The sequence below is a fragment of the Ignicoccus islandicus DSM 13165 genome, assembly GCF_001481685.1.
Classification (GTDB): Archaea; Thermoproteota; Thermoprotei_A; order Sulfolobales; family Ignicoccaceae; genus Ignicoccus; species Ignicoccus islandicus.
The window spans coordinates 1281565-1304622 of the sequence record NZ_CP006867.1; the positions used below are offsets into that span (position 1 = coordinate 1281565).

Here is a 23058-nt window from a genome sequence, read left to right on the forward strand (position 1 = left end):
TGTGCAAAGAAAATGCTATTGGAGGCGATTAGTGCTTATTAGGGAGGAAAATCCTGACGAGATTAACAGTACGCTTGCGAGACTTAAAGGTAAGGTACTTTTGGTCTCTGAACGTTCACTAGGTTATCCTTGGAGAAGGCTTAGGCCAGGGAATTACAGAAAAATATTGGGGACCGAATGGGATCACGTAGTAATTGATCTAAATTACCCAATCCCAGCAAATGCTTTCCCTGCAACACTAGAGACTGTAAAGGCTGGTGGAAAGGGGATACTAATACTTCCTCAAGAGAGACTTGAAAACATCTATCGAAAGAGAGGTGGAACGGGACTGTTTGGAAGGTATTTAGAGAAGACCTTTGAGCTTTACGACGAATCTGGTCAATGTCCTCCGTGGAAACCTCCCAATGGTCTCACTAAAGAGCAAAGAATAGCCTTACGGAGACTAGATGGCTTCATTATAGGCAGAGGGAAGGTTTTCGCAATAATCGGAGACAGAGGAAGGGGTAAGAGTGCGCTACTTGGTGCTATGGCGGCGAAACTGGTTACTATACATGGAATCAAGCGAATAGAGGTAACGTCCGTAACTCCTCAAATGAGCAGTTTCTTGAAAATGCTCAATACTATCTTGAGCGAACAAAAAGTGCCCTTTAGGCTAGAAAGGGATGGTGATAAATGGAAAGTTATTGGGAAGGAATGGAGAATAGAATGGATTGAACCTTCTAAAGCAGGAGGGAAAACAGGGTTAGTTATAGTTGACGAAGCCGCAGCGGTAGGAGTTGCTAGATTAAAGAGAATAATAGAAAGGAGCTGGAAAACTATCTTGGCTACAACAATTCACGGATATGAAGGTTCTGGTAGGTACTTGGTTAATAAGTTATTGAACTCAATAGACGCATCGAATGTAATAGAGCTCAAGGACCCCGTTAGGTATCCCCCCAATGACCCAATAGAAAGGTGGTTGTACAAAGCGTTCCACTTAAGGATCGAATTAAACGAAGACGTAACACCCATAGCTCCAAAGAAGGTCGATAAGGTGTCTTTAAGTGATCCAACAGCGTTTGGGAGGATTGCTGGTTTACTTGCTATTTCCCATTATAGATGGGAACCCTCTGACATAGAAACGATATTGGAGCATCCTAAGTCTAGTATCTTCGTCTATGATGGAGACACGTTTCCTATAGGCGTCGCAATCACAATAGATGAGGAGGTGGTAGAAGATCCTTGGAGTGAGAGCAAAGGTAACGTACTAACTCGAATCTTGAATAGAGTTAGGAGGGTTGAGGCTAGAAGGATAATGAGGATAGCAGTCCTACCCCCCTTACAGCGAAGGGGGTATGGCTCGAAGCTCCTTCAATTCATTGAAGATGACACAAAGGATAAGGTTATAGGAGCCGTATTTTCTAACCACGAGGTTCTCGATTTTTGGCTGAAAAATGGTTACAAGGTAGTGTATATTTCACCAAAGTATAACAAGATAACCGGTGAAAAGAATATAGCTGTTGCGAAAGGTAACGGCGTTGAGGAAATTGCGAACGATTTCGCTAGAACTATACTTACAATCGCTCACATATCCTATAGGGACGTAGATACTATTACGCTAACCAAGGCTCTCGAAAGCTGTGTTGGTAGAGGATTAAACGTTGAAATAGATCGCAATTACTTAGAGTTGTTCCTGGAAAATAAAATAGAGCCAGAACTAGCCTCTAGAGCCCTCTACCCTTGCCTCTTGAAGTATCCAAAATTAATTAGAGAGCTGGCTCTCCCTTCTCTTTGCGTTGGGTTTCTCCTTCAGGGAAGGAGTCTTTGGGACTTAGCAGTTACTCATTTCCTCGATATAGATGAGGTCAGATCGAAGTTGAACGAAAACCTAAGAGCCTTGGCATCGTTATGCCTAATGAAGGAACTTGAAGGCGCTGGCAGTGAAAGTGAGCAAGAGCTTAGCCAACGAGGTTCTTAAGAACTTACGGAAGATAGGTATTGTTGACAACTCATTAAAACCTAAAGTCGAAGGAGATTACGTCCTAATACCAATAAAGAAGTCAATAGATGCGTATGAATTGGTCTACGAGGATTTCGAACCAAGAAAGAGAAACTTGAGTTTGAAGGAATGCATATCAAGGAAGTTAGGGGAAGGTAATTGGCCTAGATCCTTCAATCAAATCGGCGATATCGCTGTAATCTCATTGAAAGATAACATTAACGATCAACTGAAGGAGGTAATAGTTGAATGTTTGATGTCAAATAGTAAGGTAAAAGCCGTCTGGGGTAAGGTAGAAACTTCTGGAGAGGAACGCGTAGCCAAGTTAGTTCACCTAGGCGGCGAAAGAATAACGGAAACAATATACAAGGAGAACGGTCTATCATTCAAGGTCGATATTTCAAAAGTATACGTAAACCCTTCGCTTGCTACCGAGCATTACTTAGTAAGCGAATTGGTGAGAGATGGCGAAAGGGTCTTGGACTTATTCGCAGGGATAGGCTTCTTTTCGTTCAATATAGCGAAGAGAAAGGAATGTAAATGTCTTGCCGTGGACATGAACCCATATGCAATCAAATACGCAATTGAGAGTTTGTTTATGAACAAATTGAAAGGTAACGTGAGTTTTCTGCTCAGTAAGGCCGAAGACTTACTGGAAGTTACAGCGCGAAAACAATTCGATGTAACTATAATGAACTTACCGCATAAATCTCACGAATACGTTGATCGAGTGGTAGAGGTTACCCGGCGACTTGTAATAGCTTACTCGGTAGGGTCTCGGGAAGAAGTAATCGGAAGGTTTAGAAGACACGAAATCATTAACCTCAGGAAAGTTCTGGATTACGCACCATATAAGTATATTTGGAGAGTGGAATTGAAGCCTTAATCTAGCGGCGTCTGCCCCGTCTCTAGCATGCTCCTTATAACATTGGTGCTGTCCTTAAACTTCTTGGCCCGTACAACGATAAGCCCGTCCTCAATCCATTCGTCCTCTATCTTTACGTTTATTCCTAATTCGCGAGTGTATTCCAAGTACCACTCGAGGTCAGAGCGTTCCGGGAATCGCAATACGAACCTCTCATACAACGCTTCGCCATTAGCTACCTTCCGTATGCTCTCTACGGACGGACCAAGTATTGCCTTACCTAACCATTCATACCTGCTCTTTAAAGACTCGTTATCGAGTTCCTCTTCAAATACTTTGAACATTTCACGTACTATTCGAGGAAATAGATAGTCTCTACCTTCATCGAATGGATATCGCATTCCAAGTTCAATGTCACCTATGTTAGTATAGCTGCCAGTATACTTCGCGGGAGGTCTCTTATATTGAGGGTCTTTCAGGACTACGCCTTCTCTTCCTTCTTCATCGAACTTATCGATGATTTCCTTTACTTTGTATGGAGCCTCTTCAGCATTGAAAACTCCCATTAGACGTACTGATTTGAGAGAGTATCTCTCAAGGAACTCATATTTATCCTTCGTCCCCATTCTCTTATACTTCCCGTCCTCCTTTACAAAGACGTCGAAGATGAAGTAATCGAAATAGGGGGCCTCTGGGTACTTGACCCTAACATATGGATTCTCGGTTCCAACTACTTCTCCTGCAATGAAGCTTCCCTTAGGTAGTTCCGATAGCGCTTCCTTTATACTATCTCCATAGAGCAACTTGAGACGGGAATTAGTATAGGGACACAAGTACCCGCCACGCGTAACGAAGACCACGTCATTACCTACTTTTACGGCTCTTACGTTGTAACCATTCATTTTCTCTTCAACTGATACTCCTTCGGGAAAATGTTTCCTTATCTTGCTTAGTAAGACCAGCCTCTTAATTGATGGATAACCGGGTAAGATAACGCTCTCCTTGTCCAACTTATTGTATATAATAACGCCTCCCTTACCCACTTCACCTGATCTCTTCAATGGTAAATAGACGAAGTGTTTGTATTTCACGCTAGCGATACCCGTACGTAATGCACTAGGATATTGTTTATACGATTAAATCGCTTCAATTAGCATCCTTCGGTGCGTGTATTCAATACTTAAAAACACATACTCAAGCTATCAATCAACGGGGCCGCCGTAGCTCAGCAGGCAGAGCGCCGGCCTCGTAACTTTTCGGATCTATCTTGCGCGGGAGAGCCGGTGGTCGCGGGTTCAAGTCCCGCCGGCGGCTCCACTTTCACCTCCAAGACATTTCTCTAGGACCCAAAAACCACTCATAAGATCAAATAGGTAGAGTGACGATCTACTCTTTGTTTACTTTATAGAGATATATGAGTTAGCCTTATAATTAACCCAAAGAGAGGTTAGACCGAAACTATTTAACTTTCATTATGTCACGCATAATGGTTCAGCAGTTTGGCGGACGAACTCTCAGAGAGGGAGCTGAGAGCGCTAGAAAACATGATACTTGCATTAAAAGTGAAAGACTATGAAACGTTCAAGGAGATCCTTAATACAGAGTTTGAAAGCGAATCCAAGAAGCTCGAGGTAATATCCTACCTTAGAGAACTCGGTTTCGAAATCCCTCAACTTACTGAACCCAAAAGGATCCGCGAAAGAACTAAGAAGATCAACTCATTCAACTATAGAGATATGAAGGGAATTAGAGTTTCGAGAATATCCACTCCATTGAATCTATCGAAACCGGATAACTTAGGTAAGCTAGATCTACGGAGCTTCTCATCGGAATCGATAATAGGAGATGAAGGGAGGGAAGTACTTAAGAAAGACTACGATCTGATATTCGGTAACATTACTAAGTACGTATACGAGAGCATTAGGAACGCTGAGAGAGAAATTTTGATTGCTTCTCCTACGCTCCATCCTAAATTGATCGATGTTATTAAGAAGAAGGGAAGAGATGGTGTTGAAGTAAAAGTAGTTCTAGAAAGTAGTAGCTGTAAGGCTCAAGAGAACCTAGGTAAACTTAGGGGAACGTGTAAGATTAAGAAAATCGCCTCAATGGCTCTCAAATTACTTTTGCTACTCTATAATATGAAGGGAGCCAGTTACTCTTCTATTATACCGTTTCTTCTTGGAACATTAATAGGATTGTCCGGTGAGGCTACGGCGCTATTAGTACTTACGTCACTCATGTCAATGAACTATTCCTCAATATATTACGCAGGACTCGGTAGTGCGACTCTCGCCGCGCTCTCCCTTTCATTACTTCAAGATGCAACTAAAGTGCTTCCTCAAAGGAAGGGCTCGGTGAAGGTTAAAGTTCATGAAAGAATACCTGTTTCTATGGCCATAATAGATCATTCTAAGGCTTTCGTTTCCGACGTGCCTTTCGCTCACGGGAGAGACGCTTTCGCGAAGTTCTACCGCTACTCCGTGGGCGAACCCTTGAGGGAGTTCTACTTGATTTGGGAACTTGCTTCTGAGTTATGACGTAACCCTTTACAATGCCGGGTCTAACCTCATATGATAAGATATATAGCTTTCCTCTAAGCTTCCATAGAACGTTCCTCCAACACCTTTCCACTTCCAAGGGTTCCCCGGAAATCTCGAACTCCTCGCCTCGTATGCTAGCTGGCAAGTCCTCACAAGAAATTTCTATACCATTTAACTTCAGGATATTCGATCACCTCTCGAACCCTTCTATAAAGGATTCTAATAGTCTTCTACACCTCTCACAGTACTCCTCTCCCTTTGCGTCAACTTCATTAATGCTGTTTGAAAAGGCCATAACACAGCGTGGGTTGGGACAGTGCTCTAGTCCGTAAAGGTGACCTAATTCGTGCAATACTTCTTTTCTTAATCTAGAAATAAGTGCGTTATAATCCGGAGGTAACCCATAGGTCTCGTTTCTTAAACGTGGTAAGAACACAGCTCCAGATCCAATTGATGGCAAAGCTATTCCGAACACGAAATTTAGTGGTGGTTCGTAGGCATCGGCGTTTACAACGAAAATAGCTTTCTCGTAGGGTTTCAATTTAATTCCTAGTTTGGAAACTAACCCGAATACGAGGGCCGAGGCCACGTACTGCATTCTCTCCCAATCGAACGTACTTATGGGTGGTTGAAGCTTTTGCGGATAGATTAATACTTCTACATCGAAGGGTAAGTTTTCCTTTATTGCCAAAGCAGCGTTATCTAATAAGTCGCTCGAAACGTCGCCTACCCTAAAAATGTACACTCTCTGTTTCGTCATTCTATTTACTACCTCCGCGTGTTCTAACACCGCTCGGTGGAAATTAACGTGACATTGTACTTCGGCGACGAAAGAAACGAGTCTTCGCCTTTCGTCGTATTAGGTTTCCCCGCAGACTTCACGGCTTCCTTCCGGTGTGGTTCGAGGGAAGCCCCTATAAGGGTTAGAGAAGCGTCTAAATTTATAGAATTTCGATCGATTCTAACGAATTTGAACATGGATGACGTTCTGTATGATGACGTAGGTGACGTACCTGTCGTTTACGGCGATATAGTTAGTTCGCTCAGAAATTTGGAAACTATGTTACTGGGATTAGAAGAATCTAAGGTACCAATAATTATCGGAGGTGAACATACGCTCACCTATTCATCCAGGGTTCTAAAGTACGATTGCCTATTAGTATTTGATGCGCATTTAGACCTAAGGGAAGAGTACTTAGGATACAAATGGAGCCATGCATCGTGGTTACTTAGGCTTTTAGAAACGGAAAACAATCTCACTGTTGGTATATACGGATTTAGAGTATATGACGACCAAGAGATACTCAACGGAAAAAGAAATGGAGTTGACTTCTTGTTTACGCGTTCCCACCTAAATAAATGGCTAAGTAAATGTAAGAACGGTATCTACGTAAGCATAGATATGGACGTTTTAGATCCATCCATAGCCCCGGGCGTTAGTAATCCCGAACCGGGTGGACTAACTCTTCACGAGCTTCTCGCAGCGCTAAGAGATGCCCTTTCAAAGGTGCCTCTGAGGGGCATGGACGTGGTTGAAGTTTGTCCTCCTTGCGACAAGGGCAACGTCACGTCCATCTTAGCTGCCAAATTGATAGTCGAAGTTACGAGCCTTCATTACGCGTTCTGGATTAAAAATAAAAAGAAGCTCTGGTAACGAGAAACATCCAATGAGATTTATTGGGTATTCTTATTCTCCTTTTCTAGAATTTTTATTAGTTCCTTATACCTATTCCTAACGGTAACCTCCGTCACGCCCGCTACTTGGGCTATCTCCTTCTGAGTTCTCCTTTCACCTTTTTGCATTACCGCAATATATATTGCTGCAGCAGCTATACCGGCTGGGTCTTTTCCGGCAGTAATTGCGTGACCCTTAACTTTCTTCATAATATTTATCGCCTCGGCTATGATATCGCCTCTGAGACCTAGTTGTTGACCTATTCTAGGTATGTGATCTATGGGATCAGTAATCGGGATGTCTAACTTGAGTTCCTTAAGCATGAGCCTGTAACATCTAGCCATATCTTTTCTATTAACACCTAACGCCTTCGAAATTTCATCGAGAGTTCTAGGTTGATGGTGTATCCTACAAGCCGCGTAAATTACTGCCGCTACGACGGATTCTATGCTTCTACCCCTTACAAGTCCTTTCTCGACGGCTTTCCTATATATTACTGCTGCCTCTTCTTTTATCTGCTTTGGTAGACCAAGTATGTTTGCAAACTTATCTAATTCGTTCATAGCTATTGTTAGGTTTCTATCCATACCAGTCTGCATTCTAGTTCTCATTTGCCATTTACGCCACCGAAGAACCTCCATTCTTCTCCTAGCGTCAAGTCTCCTACCAAGAGCGTCTCTATCCCTATGATCAATTATAGTCGAAATACCTTGATCGTGAAGGGTTGGTGAAAGGGGGGCACCAGTTCTACCTCTCCTCTCCCTTTCCTCAGGGGTGAAGGCCCTCCATTCGGGCCCTTGATCGATGTACTTATCCATTATTACGGTACCGCACCTAGCACAGACGTACTCACCGGTATCTTCTTTAAATATTATGTCAGTACTACCACACACGGGGCACCGCAAGGGTTGCTTCTCTTCCGAGTGTTGGGCGCCGACATCGGGTGACACAACTCAACACCCCATTAAGATGGTCCATAATTGAAACACCAGTATTGCTTAAAAGTTTATCCCTAAAGCTTTAATCCCCTCCAAATTAACTAATATGTATTACCCGTACCCGTTACGGGTGTAGAGGCTTCGGAGGTATCAAGGACAAGCTAGCATGTTACGCGAGATTAATTAGGATAGAACATACTCTTTTCAGTTTACCGTTCGCGTATTCTGGAGCGATACTCGTTAGACCACCCAACTTGAAAGAGTTCATATTAATCCTAACAGCGCTGTTTGGAATAAGAGCTTATTCATTGATAATAAACAATCTTCTCGATATTAACATAGATAGAGCTAACCCTAGGACGGCGAATAGACCTTTACCAAGCGGTTGCGTAAGCGTCATCGAAGCCATTACCTTAGGCATTCTATCACTTATCCTATACTTCATCTCTGCCGCGCTTCTCAACTATTACGCTCTATTACTTTCTCCTATCTTTCCTATACTATCTACCATATACCCTCTACTCAAGAGATGTTGTCCTATAGCCCATTTCTGGTTAGGAGCTATACTAGGAAGCTCGGTAATAGGAGGTTCTATCGCAGTTAGCGGTGATGCACCGACCCTAATAGATGCGTTGGGGAGGGTTCCCTGGATATACGTGATAAGCGTTTGGTTATGGGTGGCGTCGTTTGATTCGATATATGCTATTGAAGATATTGAATTTGATAGGAAATATGGTCTTCATAGCGTTCCAGCCGACTATGGAATAGAAAAGACTAAAGCCATCGTTGAGTTCTCTTCACTCATTTTCTCCGCACTAATGATATGGAGCATGAAAGTGTACTCGTTAAACGTATTTTCCTCGCTATTAATGGCATACGGTTTAGGAACGTACTGGAAGTTAATTGGAATGTTGGAACTTGATCCCTATGAGGCCGCAAGCAAAAGCTTGAATGTTAACGTAAAGGTTGGCGTTGCTTTAGGAGTGGCCCCTCTTTTGAAGCTATTGCCACTAATGTAGTTTTCAAATAATTGTAGGTAACGTAGTTCTCATCTTCACATAACGTAATTTTTCCAATACCCTTCTTGAACTTCTTCAAGATCTATGCATATTTCTCGGGTTCTTACAGTTCTATCCTTCCACTTCTTCTTAGGTCTAACATCTGGGTATAGATACATTCGTCCATCGATTATCAAATATCTTATAACTCTTCTCTTATCCTTTACCCAAGGGAACCTCTCTCTCCATTCCTTAAACGAATCGTTACTGATTACTATTCCATATTCGTTCTCGGCGGTTGCAAGAATGAAGTAGTCAGCTGGAGTATTAGGTGGTGCTTGTATTACCCTTCCAAGTTCTATCAACTTATCGAGCTTATCAGGCTTATCTATTTTATGACGTAGAGAGGCATCCGCGATCGCTATTACTTTAAACCCCCTTTCTTCGAGCGTCTTAATGGCTATCAAAGCCCTCTCAATACTTCCTTTCTTAGACTTTTTCTCACCATATAAAGCTATGTTAGATATATCTAAAACAGCGACGTTCTGCGGTACCTTAATCTTGATGTTTTGGTTTTCCCTCTTCCTTTCGATTAATCTTTTCAAATACGGAAATGCGGTAATATACAATATACTGGTTAAGCTCGCAATAAGCGCCGCAATGACTATTTCGATCATCAATTGTTATCCGAAGGTGAAACATCAATGAAGATTAAAGTAGAGTGCTGAGATATTCTTAAAAGGGTTATTTGGGTTTGAAAATTGCCGTACCAAGCAAAGGGAGACTTAGAGACAAGACGCTGGAACTTCTCGAAGCTGCTGGTTTCGGAACGATATACGCTGATCCTAGGGCCTTGATCATTCCAACTAAGTATAATGGGATTGACTTGGTATTTGTGCGTCCGGAAGACATTCCTTGGATCGTAGAAAGCGGTGCTGCCCAAATGGGTATTACTGGCCACGATTACGTTGTAGAGGCGGGGGTTGAGGTAGAAGAAGTTCTGGATCTAGGTTACGGAAATTCGCGACTCGTTCTCGCAGTTCCCAATAATCTTGGTATTGAAAAAGCAGAAGAATTACCCGAAGGTACAAGGGTTGCTACTAAGTTCGTAAATATTTCCAAGAAGTTTATAAACGAAAGAAACCTTAAGTGGAAAATAATTAAGATCAGTGGATCCGCCGAAATAATGCCTGGACTAGGGGCTGCAGATGCGATAATTGACATTTCCTCTACCGGCACCACGCTCCGGCTTCACGGATTAAAGGCTATAGAAGTACTATTGGAGAGTAGTGCGAGATTAATAGTTAATAAAGAGTTCGTTAACGACGATAAGGTCGAGCTAGTGAAAACAATGATAGAAGGTGTCTTAAAGGCTCGGAAGAAGAAGTTACTAATGATGAACGTTCCTGAGAGAAGTCTAAAGGAGGTCTTGTCTGTACTACCATCCATGTCCGGACCCACCATAAGTAAAGTTGAAAGTACCGAACCAATGTGGGAAGTTATAGTAGCTATTGATGAAAGCGAACTTAATGACGTAATAATGAAGGTTAAGTCCTCTGGTGCAAGAGACATACTCGTTGTAAATATAGAGAGACTTATTCCTTAGGTTCATATTCTATGATATGAAATGAATCGAAAGATCGAAATACTTAAGCTGAATATAGATAGAATCAATAGAATTACTACTACTATACCTCTTCTCAGCTCAACTATTTCGTAAAGATAGATGCCATGTGTAGTGAGTACTGCGAGCACGTTATCACGTATCTTCAATTCTATTATCTCGCCATTTACCTTAGCTCTAGCCAACATGTTTAATCTATGGTCGTATATCTCTATGCTAGATCCCTCATAAGATACAATAAATTTTCCTGATATATCTATACCGGAACAGCTTCTTCCCTTAACTATGATTTCATCATTTCTTAGTAACATAATGTTTTCGTCCGTACAAATAGCTATTTCGTTGTTGTAGCAATTAATAGACTTTGGAATGCCTAACAAGTTACGCGTCTTCGTTCCAGTACCTACATGAACTTCCAGTTGCTCGTTTCTATAGATTACAAAGCCGTCGGAACAACTAGCACCCATAATGGCATCCGGAAAAGAATATCTAACGCCTTTCTCCATGTCTTCCACTACTATGCCAGACGGAATTGAAACAACCAGAAATGGGGGTTTATAATTGCAGTTACTAACTAGTCCTTCTACATCAAAGCCTACTGGTCGTACACCTCCATCTATTATTGAGTAGAAATACGTCCTTTCACCATCGAAGATTCCCAGAATGCCATTTGAGAGGCAAACTACATCGAAAGGCAATGTTAAGGTGAGATTAGCTATATTCAGTACGTTTTGATAAGCGTATACTAGATCGCGTCCGAGTAATTCGATGCAACACGCGTTCACGTTAATGTAAATTAAAAGCATTAATCCTATTTCTGCGATCTCTTGCACACCCTTCGGGGATTAAATTTTGGTTGTAATAGTAATAAGCGGACCTCCCGGCAGCGGCAAAAGTACAGTAGCAAGATCATTGTCCTCTAAGCTCAGCTTACCAGTTCTTTCGGCAGGTTCAATATTTAGAAAGTTAGCAGAAGAACTGGGAGTTAGCGTTATAGAATTAAACAAACTGGCAATGGAAAAAATAGAAATTGACCTAAAGATTGATAAATTAATAATCGATGAGTCGAGGAAAGGAAACCTAATAGTTGAAAGTCATTTAGCGGCATGGATTTTGGAAAACGCTGATTTGAAGGTTTATCTAAATGCGCCATTAAATGAGAGAATAAAGCGAATAGCGAAGAGAGATAACATCAGTTTAGAGAGAGCAAGAGTTGAAGTAATAAGTAGAGAAGAACTTCAATGGAGAAGATTTAAGGTATTATATGGTGTAGACGTTACAGACCTATCTGTTTTCGATCTCTCCTTTAATACATCGAAAACCCCGTTAGAGGTTATAGTGAATACTATTATCAACTCCCTTTAGAGGTTTCCTCGCGACTCTTGCTTTGATCAATTTTTTTTATTTCTTCAACTATCTTCTCAGCTATTGAAAGGAACGCTTTCGCTGCTGGAGTTTCTGGATATTCCACGAAGAACGGTACGCCTTTATCGTTGCACTCGGAGATTCTTGGATCTAGAGGTACAGATCCTAGGAATGGAACCCCGGCTTCTTCGGCTATTTTCTTGCCCCCACCGGAACCAAATATTGGGTAAGTCTTACCATCGCAAGGACACGTAAACCCTGCCATGTTCTCAATTATTCCTAAAATCGGCAGCTTCAGTTTCTTCGCGAAGTTTATTGACTTCATCACTACTTTTTGAGAGACTTCTGAAGGTATCGTGACAATGACTGCACCCGTAATGTCAGGTATCATTTGAGCCACCGTTAGGGGTGCGTCCCCTGTACCTGGAGGTAGATCTATTAATAGGTAATCTAGTTCTCCCCAATCGACGTTTTCTAGGAGTTCTAACATTGCGTTTGATAACATTGGACCTCTCCATATCACGGGGGTCGTATCGTCCGGTAGCATGAAGTCAACGCTAACTATCTTAACACCTAGTGGGCCCACGACGGGTATAATTCCCCTATCCGTCGCGAAAACTCGGTGTCCCTCGGTACCAGTCATCTTCGGTATACTTGGACCGTAGAAATCAGCGTCTAGTATACCAACCTTATAGCCCTTGAAGGCTAATGCAAACGCTAGATTGGCAGTCACGAAAGATTTTCCTACGCCTCCCTTTCCGCTCATAACTGCAACTTTGTGTTTAACTCCACTCAACCTCTTCCTAATGCTTTCTTCTATTTCCTTGATCGGTCTAAATGGAAGTTTCTTTTGCGTAGCCAATTTACCTACTACCCGAAGTTTAATGGGGTCAACATGAATAATAACTATATAACCTTGACTTACTTTAAGTCCCCTAAGGCTCCATGTTCATTAATTTAAATTAACCAATCTGGGTTTGGACCGAAAATGATAGTGAGTGCACGTGCTCCGACCAAGGTAACGCTATTCGGTGAACACGCAGTCGTTTACGGTTATCCAGCAATAGTTCTTTCAATACCAGAATACGTAGTAGTTGAAGGAGTTAGATCCGATAAATTCTTATTAAGAAGTGGTCCAGTTTACTTGAACAAGCTTTCTATAATAATAGGGGAAAATGCAATTCACGTAGCTCGAGATACAGAAAGCGATTTAGTTCGTTATTTCTCATACGTTCTTGAGGCCGTTAGATCACTAGGCTTAAACGGATTGGAAATTTCTATAAAATCGAGATTACCAGTAGGGGCTGGCCTCGGAACCAGTGCTGCTGTAACCGTTGGAACAGTAGCTGTTGCATCTAAAATTGCTGAAATGAACCTAACGAAGAAAGAGATAGCTAAGATTGCTTGGGAAGTTGAAAAGAAGGTCCAAGGGAAAGCGAGTCCTATGGATACTTTCGCTAGTGCGTTAGGTGGAGCCCTGTACATTTCTAAAGCAGGAAGCGATTGGAACATAAGAAGGTTGTCAGTTGAAAATCTGCCCCTAGTGATAGGAGTGTTTCGTAAAAGAAAGACTACTGGAGAGCTTGTTAAAATGGTTAACGAGAAGTTAAAAGAGATAAAAGTAATCGAGAGAGTGCTTGAAACAATAGGTGAAATAACGAATGAAGCCTTAAAGGCATTGGAAAACAAAGATCTAGCTCTATTAGGGGAATTAATGAACATCAACCATGGTCTTTTGGAGGCTTTAGGGCTGACCAATAAGGAGGTCGCGTGCGCGATTCATTCACTTAAGCAAGCAGGAGCATTAGGTGCCAAAATGTCAGGAGCTGGTTACGGTGGCGCCGTTATAGCCTTAGGAGATGACTTGGATTCGCTGGTAAGTGTAATGAGGTCATGTGGTGCCGAGAAAGTTCTCAAGATTACTTCGCTATCGAATGGCGTAGAATACTAAGGTTTCAATGTTAACGTGACTTCGATTGCGTTAACTTTTAAGTGGTCTCGCAGAACATGAGGAATGAGTGACGAACTATGGGTAGCCACGGTTCATTGACTAAGGCTGGAAAGGTTAGGAGCCAGACTCCAAAGATGCCTGCTAAAAACAGGAAGAATTTGCCCCCTAGAGTAAGAAACAGGAAAGAGTTCCTACGCCTCAAGAAGCAACTTGCTGCCGCTTGATTTCAATCTCTCTATTTTTATTACTTCTTTCCATTAAGCTCTTAATTACTTTCTCAATAGCATCATCTACACTCATCGCCCTTAATCTAGTAGTCGGATGGAATTTGACGCTATCGGGATCCTTTAAGCCATGACCTGTAACAACACATACTACCGTTTCATCTCCATTGAAGTAACCATTCTGTGCAAGCTTTATTGCACCCGCGATGCTCGCTGCCCCTGCAGGTTCAGCTGCTATTCCTTCTTCTCTTGCAAGGAGTCTTTGTGCCCTTATTATATCGCTATCGCTAACTACTTCGAAAGTACCGCTAGATTCGGTTACCGCTTTCCATGCTTTGAACCAGTTTACGGGCTTGCCAATACGTATGGCAGTGGCCAGCGTTTCGGGATTCTCTGTAAATAATGGTGCATCTAGACCTAACTTAAATGCACTTGCAATGGGTGAAGAACCTTCAGCTTGTATTCCTGCCATTCTAGGCAGCGTGTCGCTATATCCCCAGTTCTTTAACTCTTTAAATCCTTTCCATATAGCTGAGATGTTTCCAGCGTTACCTACGGGAACTACTACGTGATCCGGAACACCTATTTCTTCGAAGACCTCATATGCCAACGTTTTCTGTCCTTCAAGTCGCCAAGGATTAAACGAGTTTAATGGATAGAATTCTTCCCTTTGGGCAAGTCGTCGCGCAGTTTCTAGCGCATCATCGAAATTGCCTTCTATCTCAACTATAATTGCTCCATGGAGAATACTCTGAGCCATTTTCCCGAGAGCCACTTTCCCTCGAGGCAAGAGAAGGAAGGTTAAGAGCGATGCTCGGGAAGCATATGCTGCTGCTGAAGCTGCAGTGTTACCAGTCGATGCTGCAACCACCGCCTTAGAGCCCGACTCGCGCGCGAGAGTTATAGCTAAGCTCATTCCTCTATCTTTAAAGGAACCTGTTGGATTCGCTCCTTCAAACTTCACGTAAACCCTCCTGACTCCTATAAGTTTCTCTAATTTCTCAACTCTAACTAGTGGCGTAGATCCCTCTCCCATAGTAATCGGATTCGATGTCTTGATAGGTAGGAATTCCTTGAAACGCCATATTCCGTATATCCTGCTCCTTCGTCTGATTTCGTCAAAAGACGGTTTTTCATCGGGTTCGTAAATTACCTCTAGAGGTTGATTACAATAAGGACATATGAAGAGTTTCTCTGAAGGTTCAAAAGTTCTATGACATTTGGGGCATCTTAGCTTAACGTCCACTGAGAGGTTACCCCTACCTTTGGGTTCTAGATGGGGATTTATTTCCACCTCCTACGAAATAGATACGAAACGTGAAATCTAACGTATATGAGGTTATGTTCTCCTAGCTGTATCAGGTAAGTGAAATGAAATTTAAGTACATTGTAGAGACATTCGAAAAGATAGAAGTGACCTCATCGAGAATCCAAATAGTTGCCACGCTGAGCGCATTATTCAAGAAGGTAATAGAGGAAAATAAGGAAATAATAGATAAGGTAGTATACTTCGTACAAGGACGTTTATGGCCAGATTGGTATGGATATCCTGAGATTGGTATTGGAGAGAAAGGAATAATAAAAGCAATAGCACTAGCTGCTAACGTTAGAGAAAGAGAAGTAGAGGAGCTTCTAAAGAGTCTAGGTGATCTTGGATTAGTTGCCGAGAGGCTTATCGCCAAGAAATCGTCTAGACCATCCGGCTTACTAAGTTTCACTCAAACCCAGAGCAAGGATCTAACCTTCGAAGAAGTTTACGAAACGTTAAAGAGAATAGCATTCTTACAAGGTGAAGGGAGTAGAGATTTAAAGATAAAGAAGCTAGCCGGCTTATTGAAAAGGGCTTCACCGAAGGAAGCTAAGTATATTGTGAGATTCGTTGAAGGTAAACTAAGATTGGGGGTTGGTGATGCATCGATTATTGAGGCAATAGCATCTATCTTAGGTGTTCCAAAGGAGATTGTGGAAAGAGCCTACAATCTCCGAGCTGACTTAGGTAACATAGCCAAAATAGCCTTCACTCAAGGTCCCGAGGCACTTAAGGCGATAAGACCTCAACCTGGCATTCCAGTTAGACCCATGCTTGCAGAACGCCTTCACGATCCGGTAGAGATATTAAAGAAGGTGGGTGGAAAAGGTCTTGCTGAATATAAATATGATGGTGAAAGGGCTCAGATCCACTTAACTAAAGAAGGAAAAGTAATAATATATTCTAGAAGATTAGAAAATATAACTCATTCGTATCCAGACGTTGTCAAGTACGCTAAAGAAAATCTAAAAGCGGAAGAAGCAATTGTAGAAGGAGAAATAGTTGCAGTTGATCCAAATACGGGTGAATTAAGGCCGTTTCAAGAGCTAATGCATAGGAGAAGGAAACACGATGTTCACATAGCGATGAAGGAATATCCCGTTCACGTTAGGCTTTTCGATGCAATATTAGTGAATGGTGAAGACTTGACGAACAAACCCCTCCTTGAAAGGAGGGAGAGGCTTATTTCAATATTGAACCAAACTGATGAGTTCAGGTTAGCTACAGGGGAAATCGTTGATACCGTTGAAGAGCTTGAAAGGTTATTCCATCAAGCAATTGCAGACGGTTGTGAGGGATTAGTAGTTAAAGCGATACACAAAGGGAGCATCTACCAAGCTGGAGCTCGGGGATGGCTCTGGATAAAGTACAAGAGGGATTACAAGAGCGAAATGATAGAGCCAGTAGACTTAGTAGTAGTAGGTGCATTTTACGGAAGAGGTAGGAGAGGTGGAACCTTTGGTGCTCTACTAATGGCGGGTTACGATGAGGATAAGGATGCATTCATGACTGTGTGTAAAGTTGGGAGTGGATTTACCGACGAGGACTTAGCGGAATTGCCAGATCTATTAAAAGAGTATATAATACCTAATAAGCATCCCCGCGTGGTCTCGGAAATAAAACCCGATGTATGGATTCAACCTGCACTAGTTGCGGAAATAATAGGCGCTGAAATAACTCTAAGTCCTATTCATACGTGCGCAATCGATAAGGTCGAGAAGGGAACGGGGTTAGCGATAAGGTTTCCCAGGTTCATTAAGTGGAGACCCGATAAAGGTCCTCAAGATGCAACTACTTGTAAGGAGCTTCTAGAGATGTATAAAAGACAATTACGGAGAACTGTTGAGTAGACACTACACATACCATTAACTTTCGCTGCCCTCCGTACTGTAGAAATAAATATGAAAAGTACTACTCTATAGTAATGGGTCTAGTGAGGTATCTGAAAGTTTTCCTCTTGTTGACATTACTTTCGGCTACAATTTTTTCAATTAAATGCGTAAGTAATTACGAACCTCTCCAAGAGAGGTGCACCAGGGTAGCAATAGAGGTAGAAGAGCTCTGGGGTTACTCGGATGCCATAGTATATCTAGTTAATGATACTGTCTCATTCGTTTCCGGAGTACCCGAAAGCGGCGTATATGAGCTGCACATTGATATTAATATGGAAGAGATATTAGATTGCATTCTGGCACACGAATTAACCCATGTTCTTCAATTAGAGCGTGGACTGAGGTCTCAAAAGTGGTTCTTAGAGGGTCAAGCCGATTTAAGCTGTTACTTGCTTTATCCGAATGAGTATAAATTCAAGGGATATATTGAGTGGGTAACTACTGGATACGGTAATTTCGATCCATACTTCTTTGGAATTACCACACTCTATTTCATTCTTAAATCTAAAGGTATCGTGACGACCGAACTTTGGAAATATTCAAGTTTATCGTTTAACGAAGCTTTGGGATATTTCGTTAAAGCACTATCCACATGTGAAGTTCCATTTGGTGTATGTCCGAAGGCTCCAATGGGTGCAATCTATATTAAAGGAAGCGGTTGGGCAAAGGGAACTTATTATATAGGTGAAGGAGCTAGATATGGTTCTATAATAATATTAAGAAACGGGGGAATGGTAATCAACTTACCGCAACCGAGCGTGCTTTCAATATTTATAATCCATCGAATACGAAATAAAAAGCGAAAATCGATAAGTAGGTAGAGATTACACCCATTGAAGAGAGGTGGAAGCTTTACTAAGATCGAAATGTAGAGCACTATACAAGGAAGGCAACTATGTTTACGTAGCTTGTAGCTTCATTAACTTAATGCCTTGGAGAAACTCAATTGAGATTGCCGGAGAAGTTGTAAACGGACCTTTGAGTAGAGTTAATGGAAATATCTGGAGGATCCATGGTATAAGAGGTTCTATTCTACTAAAGGGTAAAGAGGGAAGTATAGGAAAAATTGGTTCGAAGAATTTCATCTTTCACGTACCGGATGTAAACGTATTAGGTCTAAAGAACGGTATAGTTATAGTACACATCATTGGACACGGGAAATATAGAGGGTACATCTACGGATCGTACGTTGAAGGGGAAATAGGAAGTTCGAACGACATTGTAATAGGAATTCCCCCGATCAGAGGGAACAAGGCTAAGCTAGAAGTAGGCGGCCTTATTCTCGAAAAACAGCTTCCGTCATTTACATCATTAAATGAACTCGATATAATGCTCCCATATGTAGTATTAAACATTGAGAACGATTGTAAGGAGATATACTCATGGGAGAACGTTGAAGTAATGTACAGCGATTTTTCGATTGAAAAAGTCTACGGGCACCAGAGAATTTGTGGGAAAAGCTTCATATATTACCGAGGCTTCATAGAAGAACCAATAAATGTCTTACTGAGACCCTCAAAGGACGTACTTAGAAAGAGGGTTGTCTCGGTAGACCCTAAACGAGATTACGTTGTTTTACGAACTTCTTCTGAGACTGTTGTTATCTCGAAAGACGATCTAAAAGTCTTTCCTGGAAGAGTTATCTATTGTCGGGAAAACGATACAGAGGTATTAATGGATGAGAAAGGAATAGTTAACGTACTCAAGGGTGGAAAACCGTTCGCAAGCGTTAGATTTAATGAAAAAGTTAGTTCGTGTGAAGTACTCAATGACAAAATATACTTAACTGTTCCTTCTAGAAAACCCGAAAGCTTCGCTAGTCTAGTTAATATAGGTAACGGATTCACGTTTATTCCATTCATAGCCGAGGTATCTGATGTACCATGGATAGAAGAATGGGGGTACAAAGATACTTCCTTTGTAACTAGGCTCGGTTCGAATGAGATTACGTTCTTGGAGGAGGGTATCTCCAAACTAGTGAAGCTTGAAGAAGGATTGCTGCTCGCGTACAACCTTTATGGAGGTGTATTCCTTATAGATGAGAATTTAAAGCTACTGTGGAAAAGAGAGACTAGGGGCGTGAGATCAGTTGCTGCAAGTAAAGATATGCTGGCGATTTGGTCTCAAAGACCTCCTCGTTTAAGACTGTTCTCATTCATGAAAGACAAAAGATTGAAAGAGGTAAGGAGACTGAGGTTAGGCCTGAATCACGTATCCTTGTGTTTCGATGGTAAACTGAGTTTGTTCGTTGCAATAGATGATAATGGAAATGTTCTATACATTAACGAACATGGAGAAATAGTGCTGAAAGGGAAAGCAGAGCCGTCATGGGCATGCATTAGTTTCGACCCGTATCTAGTTACAATAAATGAGAACGGTGTAAAGCTATGGAAAAGATTAACCTCTATGGAGGACTGGGATGAGATCTATCTCCTCATCCCCTCTGAGTTTTGAGTCCTCTAGTACGCTTAATTCTCTGGAATTCACAAAAACGAGTAGGAGCGGTGACGGATCACCGGATGGTCTTATTAAATCTTGTAGTTCTGGATAGCACTTGCGTAGGCACTTTAATAAATCTCGTATATTAGAGGCCTCGATTTCTATAACTTTTCCTTTCCAATGGACCTTTACCATATAATATTTCACCCTATGATTACTTCGCCCCATGGAGTCTGTATTTTCGATGGTCCCTCTATAACCCTCCCTATCGGTCTGGCTTCTATTGCGTATTTCTTAGAGAGTTCCAAGACTTTATCTGGATGTTTAGTAATTATTACCATTCCTATTCCCATATTGAACGTTCTATAAGCCTCGGTTGGATCCATCCTTGCTGCCTCAACTATTTTCTTAAATATTGCAGGGGGCTCAAAGTATTCGTACTGTATGCCTAAACCTGTCGGTAATCTCTCGTGAACTTTCTTAAAAGCACCGCCAGTAACGTGTGCTGCCCACTTGATTACACCTGTTTTCATACCCTCTAATACGATGTTATGGTAGTTGGTAACTGGTGCAATTACTTCTGGCATTAAGTCCTCTAATTTTAGCAATCCCTCTCGTATAAGCCTCCTTATGAGCGTGTACCCGTTGGCATGCGGTCCACTCGAAGCCAATCCTACCACATAGTCTCCCGGTTCAGGTACCGAAGGCTTAGCTTCTCTAATACCCAATACTGTGCACGATATGTCGAATCCTCTTACCACGTCTGGCATTATCGCAGTTTCTCCGCCTGCTAGATAGGCTCCTACTTCCCTCAATGCTTTATCTAGTCCTTGACCTATCCTCCTAGCCAATTCCTCATCGGATTTTTCTACTGCAAGATAGTCGACTACAGCGAGAACTTTGAATCCTTCACATGCTACGTCATTAGCGTTCACAAATACGCAATCCCACCCAGCAATGTCCTCCCTACCAACCATTGATAGTAAGATAGTTTTGGTTCCAACGCCATCAACGTGAAGGGTTACTTCTTTACCATTGATTTCGAAGACCGAGGTATATGAACCTATGCCTTTGGTCTTGGAACCAACTAGTTTAAGTATATTCTCCTCCATCTTTCTTTGTTTATCTATATCTACGCCCGCTTTAGAGTATGTCCATTTGGACATTCAATCAGACCTCCGTAAACACACACAGCCGCGCCAGACATTAAGTAATACTACATAGATACTTTCGGGGCACTGTCTCTTGATACAGCTATCTGAGCAGAGACCTAGACAAGTGAATTTAAAGATAGTGTACTACGGTCCCAAGGACTTCGAATTCGATAAAGTCGTTACTGCTATAGAATTCACTAGAAACGAGTTGATGGTACTATACGGTATACAAACCTCCTATGAGGTGGTAGACGTCGTCTCCCCACACTACACCTTCTTTAACGATATACATGGTCTAGAGAATACTTCGTTCTCCTACTCTAGGTATCCTAGAGTTATAGTTAACAATAACAACGTAATTTATATCGATACTACTCTCGCGCTGGATGAGCTAGTAAAGAAATTGGTTACGGAAATAACGAGGCGTGTCTTCAAAGGTAAACTAAACGAGGCAACTGAAGGAGGTTCAAATGAACAATTATTCGCCCTCAATTCATATTTCCTTATAATTACCAACGTCAACGATTCCAGTGAAGAAGTAAATGGGTTTAACGAGATGAGCATGGTCGGCGAAACTGATATGATGATGAACGAATCCGCGGGTGATCTCTTTAGTAAAAGGATATAGCGCATCCAACCTCAAGCCTTTTACATATCCCCTTGAAGTCCTCCTCAGGTACGCCACTATACTCTCCAATCAAATGGAGTTTTCTTCCCTCAATAGGCACTATTAATTGATGATCCAAATCCATTTCCACTTGCAATTTTCGTGGTTCCATAGCTTCATATCCACATTTCTTACACTTCCTAAGTAAACTTCTTGAACCTTTACTAACCATAGCCCCTCCGCATTTAGGACAACGAGGTGACTTGTAATTTATCGCGACAGCCTTCTCTATTTCTAATGCAGCTAATGAGATGCTATGTGGTTTATATATTATAGAAAGTCTGCCTTTGATTTTTGCTCGAGATTTTGATAAATATAGAAGGAACTTCCTAAGCCCGCTTTCTTCATATATCATTACGTTCTTTCCATTAAGTTTTACAATAAAGTCCCTTCCTACTTCAATTATTTCGGAGCTATCTATTTCAATATCTAAAGTCTTGAAATCATAAGGATAGACGTCCTTAGCAACAGAAGGTTTGAATGAATGTTGATTTGTTCTAAAAGCCGTATAGAAATGGACGTCCTCAGCGTCTATTATTCGAGCTAAAGAGATTAAGAGTGGGAGGTTCCTGCCTCTTAGACCATAAAGAACCGGATCATCTCCTCTGGGACATATAACTGAGCTAGAGCTTTCATGGACGTATGGATAAAATGCTAGAACGAGATGATCATAGAAAGGAGCGAAGCTACACTTCCTCGGCTTTCGCGAACTCTTTCTATAGGCTATTAATTCGAAATTCGGTAAGTCTCTTACAGTTGCAGCAGCAGCTGCCGCGCCTATTAAGGAACCTTCGTTTCCATAGAATAACATGTCGTCGTTAAGTTCCTCTTTAATAACATCGGGATGAACTACGGTCTCGATAGCCATTCGGTAGATCTTACTAGAAGGTCTTTTGCTTGAGACCAGGATAGCGCCCTTCTTGTTATATTCTCTAATATAATCTTTAAGGAAGGAAACGGTTTCTTCATATATCAGAGAAGGGTCTCCAGAAATTTCAAACGATATGGCTGCGTTGCCTCTGGTCTTCCAAGGAACTGATGGATTTAATCTAACTAAGTACGGGTAATCGAGTAGATGGAATCCTCGGGATTCGAGGTATAGAATTAATAAGGAAGCTACGTGCGTAGTGCAGCCGGCTCTAGGCATATCGAAACCATCTATTGCGACAATGGTCATTATCTACTTTACCTTTGGAAGTGCTTACCTTCAACACCTATTAATGTCAATGTTGATCTGACACCGGGCATGTTCCTAATGTTCCTAGTAATCGCTTCGTTTAGCTTCGCCAACGTTGGAGCTTCCAGTTTGGCAACTATGTCAAACGTACCGTAAGTTATATATACTTCCTTTACTTCGGGTATTTGCTTCAGTCTTTCGAATACATCTACTTCCTTTCCTATATCGGTGTTTATTAATACTATAGCTATAGCCACGTCGA

23 protein-coding genes and 1 tRNA gene are annotated in these 23058 nt (G+C 41.7%); 14 read left to right on the forward strand and 10 right to left on the reverse strand.

Annotated features, from left to right (window positions below; translation table 11 throughout):
- Position 1: 1 nt before the first annotated feature.
- Together EYM_RS07105 and EYM_RS07110 are read left to right on the forward strand one after the other, a co-directional pair.
- Complete coding sequence (locus EYM_RS07105) at positions 2 to 1957, forward strand: GNAT family N-acetyltransferase (protein WP_168050250.1); 1956 nt, start codon at positions 2 to 4, stop codon at positions 1955 to 1957.
- Positions 1920 to 2864 (forward strand): class I SAM-dependent methyltransferase, encoded by a 945-nt coding sequence (locus tag EYM_RS07110; RefSeq protein ID WP_168050252.1) that lies wholly within the window; start codon positions 1920 to 1922, stop codon positions 2862 to 2864. Before EYM_RS07105 ends, EYM_RS07110 begins: the two co-directional genes overlap by 38 nt.
- Here EYM_RS07110 and EYM_RS07115 read toward each other — a convergent pair.
- On the reverse strand, positions 2861 to 3943 hold the full coding sequence (locus EYM_RS07115; RefSeq protein ID WP_083495119.1) for an RNA ligase: 1083 nt from the start codon (positions 3941 to 3943) through the stop codon (positions 2861 to 2863). The two genes, EYM_RS07110 and EYM_RS07115, sit on opposite strands and share 4 nt — an antisense overlap.
- Before the next feature lie 114 nt (positions 3944 to 4057).
- On the opposite strand from EYM_RS07115, the gene EYM_RS07120 reads away from it, so the two are divergent.
- Positions 4058 to 4160 (forward strand) — tRNA-Thr (locus EYM_RS07120).
- Between the two features lie 182 nt (positions 4161 to 4342).
- Positions 4343 to 5380 carry a phospholipase D-like domain-containing protein gene (locus EYM_RS07125; RefSeq protein WP_075050430.1) on the forward strand — a complete coding sequence of 346 codons (1038 nt, stop codon included), beginning with the start codon at positions 4343 to 4345 and terminating at the stop codon, positions 5378 to 5380.
- 193 nt (positions 5381 to 5573) lie between these two features.
- On the opposite strand, the gene EYM_RS07130 is transcribed toward EYM_RS07125, so the two are convergent.
- A complete protein-coding gene (locus EYM_RS07130; RefSeq protein WP_075050431.1) occupies positions 5574 to 6143 on the reverse strand; it encodes an archaemetzincin family Zn-dependent metalloprotease in 570 nt (189 codons plus the stop codon).
- A gap of 48 nt (positions 6144 to 6191) precedes the next feature.
- On the opposite strand from EYM_RS07130, the gene speB reads away from it, so the two are divergent.
- Positions 6192 to 7037 carry an agmatinase gene (gene speB, locus EYM_RS07135; RefSeq protein WP_168050254.1) on the forward strand — a complete coding sequence of 282 codons (846 nt, stop codon included), beginning with the start codon at positions 6192 to 6194 and terminating at the stop codon, positions 7035 to 7037.
- 20 nt (positions 7038 to 7057) lie between these two features.
- Here speB and EYM_RS07140 read toward each other — a convergent pair whose 3' ends face one another.
- A complete protein-coding gene (locus EYM_RS07140; RefSeq protein ID WP_075050433.1) occupies positions 7058 to 8008 on the reverse strand; it encodes a transcription initiation factor IIB in 951 nt (316 codons plus the stop codon).
- A 137-nt stretch (positions 8009 to 8145) separates the two neighbouring features.
- Here EYM_RS07140 and EYM_RS07145 point away from each other — a divergent pair, with 137 nt between their 5' ends.
- The gene (locus EYM_RS07145) at positions 8146 to 9015 is read left to right on the forward strand and encodes a UbiA-like polyprenyltransferase (RefSeq protein ID WP_075050434.1); all 870 of its coding nucleotides are present in this window, start codon (positions 8146 to 8148) and stop codon (positions 9013 to 9015) included.
- 35 nt (positions 9016 to 9050) lie between these two features.
- Here the strand turns inward: EYM_RS07145 and EYM_RS07150 are convergent, their stop codons facing one another.
- Positions 9051 to 9671: an NYN domain-containing protein gene (locus EYM_RS07150; RefSeq protein WP_075050435.1), complete on the reverse strand. Its 621-nt coding sequence runs from the start codon at positions 9669 to 9671 to the stop codon at positions 9051 to 9053.
- Positions 9672 to 9748: 77 nt separating this feature from the next.
- Between EYM_RS07150 and hisG the strand changes: the two genes are divergently transcribed.
- Positions 9749 to 10600, forward strand: coding sequence for an ATP phosphoribosyltransferase (gene hisG / locus EYM_RS07155; RefSeq protein ID WP_075050436.1), 852 nt, complete (start codon positions 9749 to 9751; stop codon positions 10598 to 10600).
- Positions 10601 to 10602: 2 nt separating this feature from the next.
- On the opposite strand, the gene EYM_RS07160 is transcribed toward hisG, so the two are convergent.
- Entirely contained in the window at positions 10603 to 11451 is an 849-nt protein-coding gene (locus tag EYM_RS07160; protein WP_075050437.1) for a hypothetical protein, read from the reverse strand.
- A 19-nt stretch (positions 11452 to 11470) separates the two neighbouring features.
- On the opposite strand from EYM_RS07160, the gene cmk reads away from it, so the two are divergent.
- Positions 11471 to 11983 carry a (d)CMP kinase gene (cmk, locus tag EYM_RS07165; RefSeq protein WP_075050438.1) on the forward strand — a complete coding sequence of 171 codons (513 nt, stop codon included), beginning with the start codon at positions 11471 to 11473 and terminating at the stop codon, positions 11981 to 11983.
- On the opposite strand, the gene EYM_RS07170 is transcribed toward cmk, so the two are convergent.
- Positions 11970 to 12845, reverse strand: a complete 876-nt coding sequence (locus tag EYM_RS07170) for an Mrp/NBP35 family ATP-binding protein (protein WP_157058803.1) — start codon at positions 12843 to 12845, stop codon at positions 11970 to 11972. The genes cmk and EYM_RS07170 overlap by 14 nt on opposite strands.
- A 126-nt stretch (positions 12846 to 12971) precedes the next feature.
- Between EYM_RS07170 and mvk the strand changes: the two genes are divergently transcribed.
- Positions 12972 to 13934, forward strand: a complete 963-nt coding sequence (mvk, locus tag EYM_RS07175; protein ID WP_083495121.1) for a mevalonate kinase — start codon at positions 12972 to 12974, stop codon at positions 13932 to 13934.
- A gap of 77 nt (positions 13935 to 14011) precedes the next feature.
- Positions 14012 to 14158, forward strand: coding sequence for a 30S ribosomal protein S30e (locus tag EYM_RS07180; RefSeq protein ID WP_075050440.1), 147 nt, complete (start codon positions 14012 to 14014; stop codon positions 14156 to 14158).
- Here the strand turns inward: EYM_RS07180 and thrC are convergent.
- Positions 14133 to 15404 (reverse strand): threonine synthase, encoded by a 1272-nt coding sequence (thrC, locus tag EYM_RS07185; RefSeq protein ID WP_075050660.1) that lies wholly within the window; start codon positions 15402 to 15404, stop codon positions 14133 to 14135. The genes EYM_RS07180 and thrC overlap by 26 nt on opposite strands.
- A 125-nt stretch (positions 15405 to 15529) precedes the next feature.
- On the opposite strand from thrC, the gene EYM_RS07190 reads away from it, so the two are divergent.
- From EYM_RS07190 to EYM_RS07200, 3 genes are all read left to right on the forward strand, one after another.
- Positions 15530 to 17317 (forward strand): ATP-dependent DNA ligase, encoded by a 1788-nt coding sequence (locus tag EYM_RS07190; protein ID WP_075050441.1) that lies wholly within the window; start codon positions 15530 to 15532, stop codon positions 17315 to 17317.
- A gap of 83 nt (positions 17318 to 17400) precedes the next feature.
- Positions 17401 to 18180 (forward strand): DUF2268 domain-containing putative Zn-dependent protease, encoded by a 780-nt coding sequence (locus EYM_RS07195; protein WP_075050442.1) that lies wholly within the window; start codon positions 17401 to 17403, stop codon positions 18178 to 18180.
- A gap of 22 nt (positions 18181 to 18202) precedes the next feature.
- Positions 18203 to 19813 (forward strand): hypothetical protein, encoded by a 1611-nt coding sequence (locus tag EYM_RS07200; RefSeq protein ID WP_075050443.1) that lies wholly within the window; start codon positions 18203 to 18205, stop codon positions 19811 to 19813.
- A gap of 188 nt (positions 19814 to 20001) precedes the next feature.
- Here the strand turns inward: EYM_RS07200 and EYM_RS07205 are convergent, their stop codons facing one another.
- Complete coding sequence (locus tag EYM_RS07205) at positions 20002 to 20964, reverse strand: phosphoribosylformylglycinamidine cyclo-ligase (RefSeq protein ID WP_075050444.1); 963 nt, start codon at positions 20962 to 20964, stop codon at positions 20002 to 20004.
- A gap of 79 nt (positions 20965 to 21043) precedes the next feature.
- Between EYM_RS07205 and EYM_RS07210 the strand changes: the two genes are divergently transcribed.
- Positions 21044 to 21580 (forward strand): hypothetical protein, encoded by a 537-nt coding sequence (locus EYM_RS07210; protein WP_075050445.1) that lies wholly within the window; start codon positions 21044 to 21046, stop codon positions 21578 to 21580.
- Here EYM_RS07210 and EYM_RS07215 read toward each other — a convergent pair.
- Together EYM_RS07215 and EYM_RS07220 are read right to left on the reverse strand one after the other, a co-directional pair.
- Positions 21564 to 22796: a TiaS agmantine-binding domain-containing protein gene (locus tag EYM_RS07215; RefSeq protein WP_075050446.1), complete on the reverse strand. Its 1233-nt coding sequence runs from the start codon at positions 22794 to 22796 to the stop codon at positions 21564 to 21566. The two genes, EYM_RS07210 and EYM_RS07215, sit on opposite strands and share 17 nt — an antisense overlap.
- Positions 22797 to 22804: 8 nt before the next feature.
- Positions 22805 to 23053, reverse strand: coding sequence for an Lrp/AsnC ligand binding domain-containing protein (locus tag EYM_RS07220; protein ID WP_075050447.1), 249 nt, complete (start codon positions 23051 to 23053; stop codon positions 22805 to 22807).
- Between the last annotated feature and the right edge of the window lie 5 nt (positions 23054 to 23058).

Excerpts from the sequence above, each read along its gene's own strand:
- EYM_RS07215 (WP_075050446.1), bottom strand. The coding sequence starts at position 22,796 with ATGACCATTGTCGCAATAGATGGTTTCGATATGCCTAGAGCCGGCTGC.
- EYM_RS07190 (WP_075050441.1), top strand. The coding sequence starts at position 15,530 with ATGAAATTTAAGTACATTGTAGAGACATTCGAAAAGATAGAAGTGACC.
- EYM_RS07205 (WP_075050444.1), bottom strand. The coding sequence starts at position 20,964 with ATGTCCAAATGGACATACTCTAAAGCGGGCGTAGATATAGATAAACAA.
- EYM_RS07180 (WP_075050440.1), top strand. The coding sequence starts at position 14,012 with ATGGGTAGCCACGGTTCATTGACTAAGGCTGGAAAGGTTAGGAGCCAG.
- EYM_RS07130 (WP_075050431.1), bottom strand. The coding sequence starts at position 6,143 with ATGACGAAACAGAGAGTGTACATTTTTAGGGTAGGCGACGTTTCGAGC.
- EYM_RS07150 (WP_075050435.1), bottom strand. The coding sequence starts at position 9,671 with ATGATCGAAATAGTCATTGCGGCGCTTATTGCGAGCTTAACCAGTATA.
- mvk (WP_083495121.1), top strand. The coding sequence starts at position 12,972 with ATGATAGTGAGTGCACGTGCTCCGACCAAGGTAACGCTATTCGGTGAA.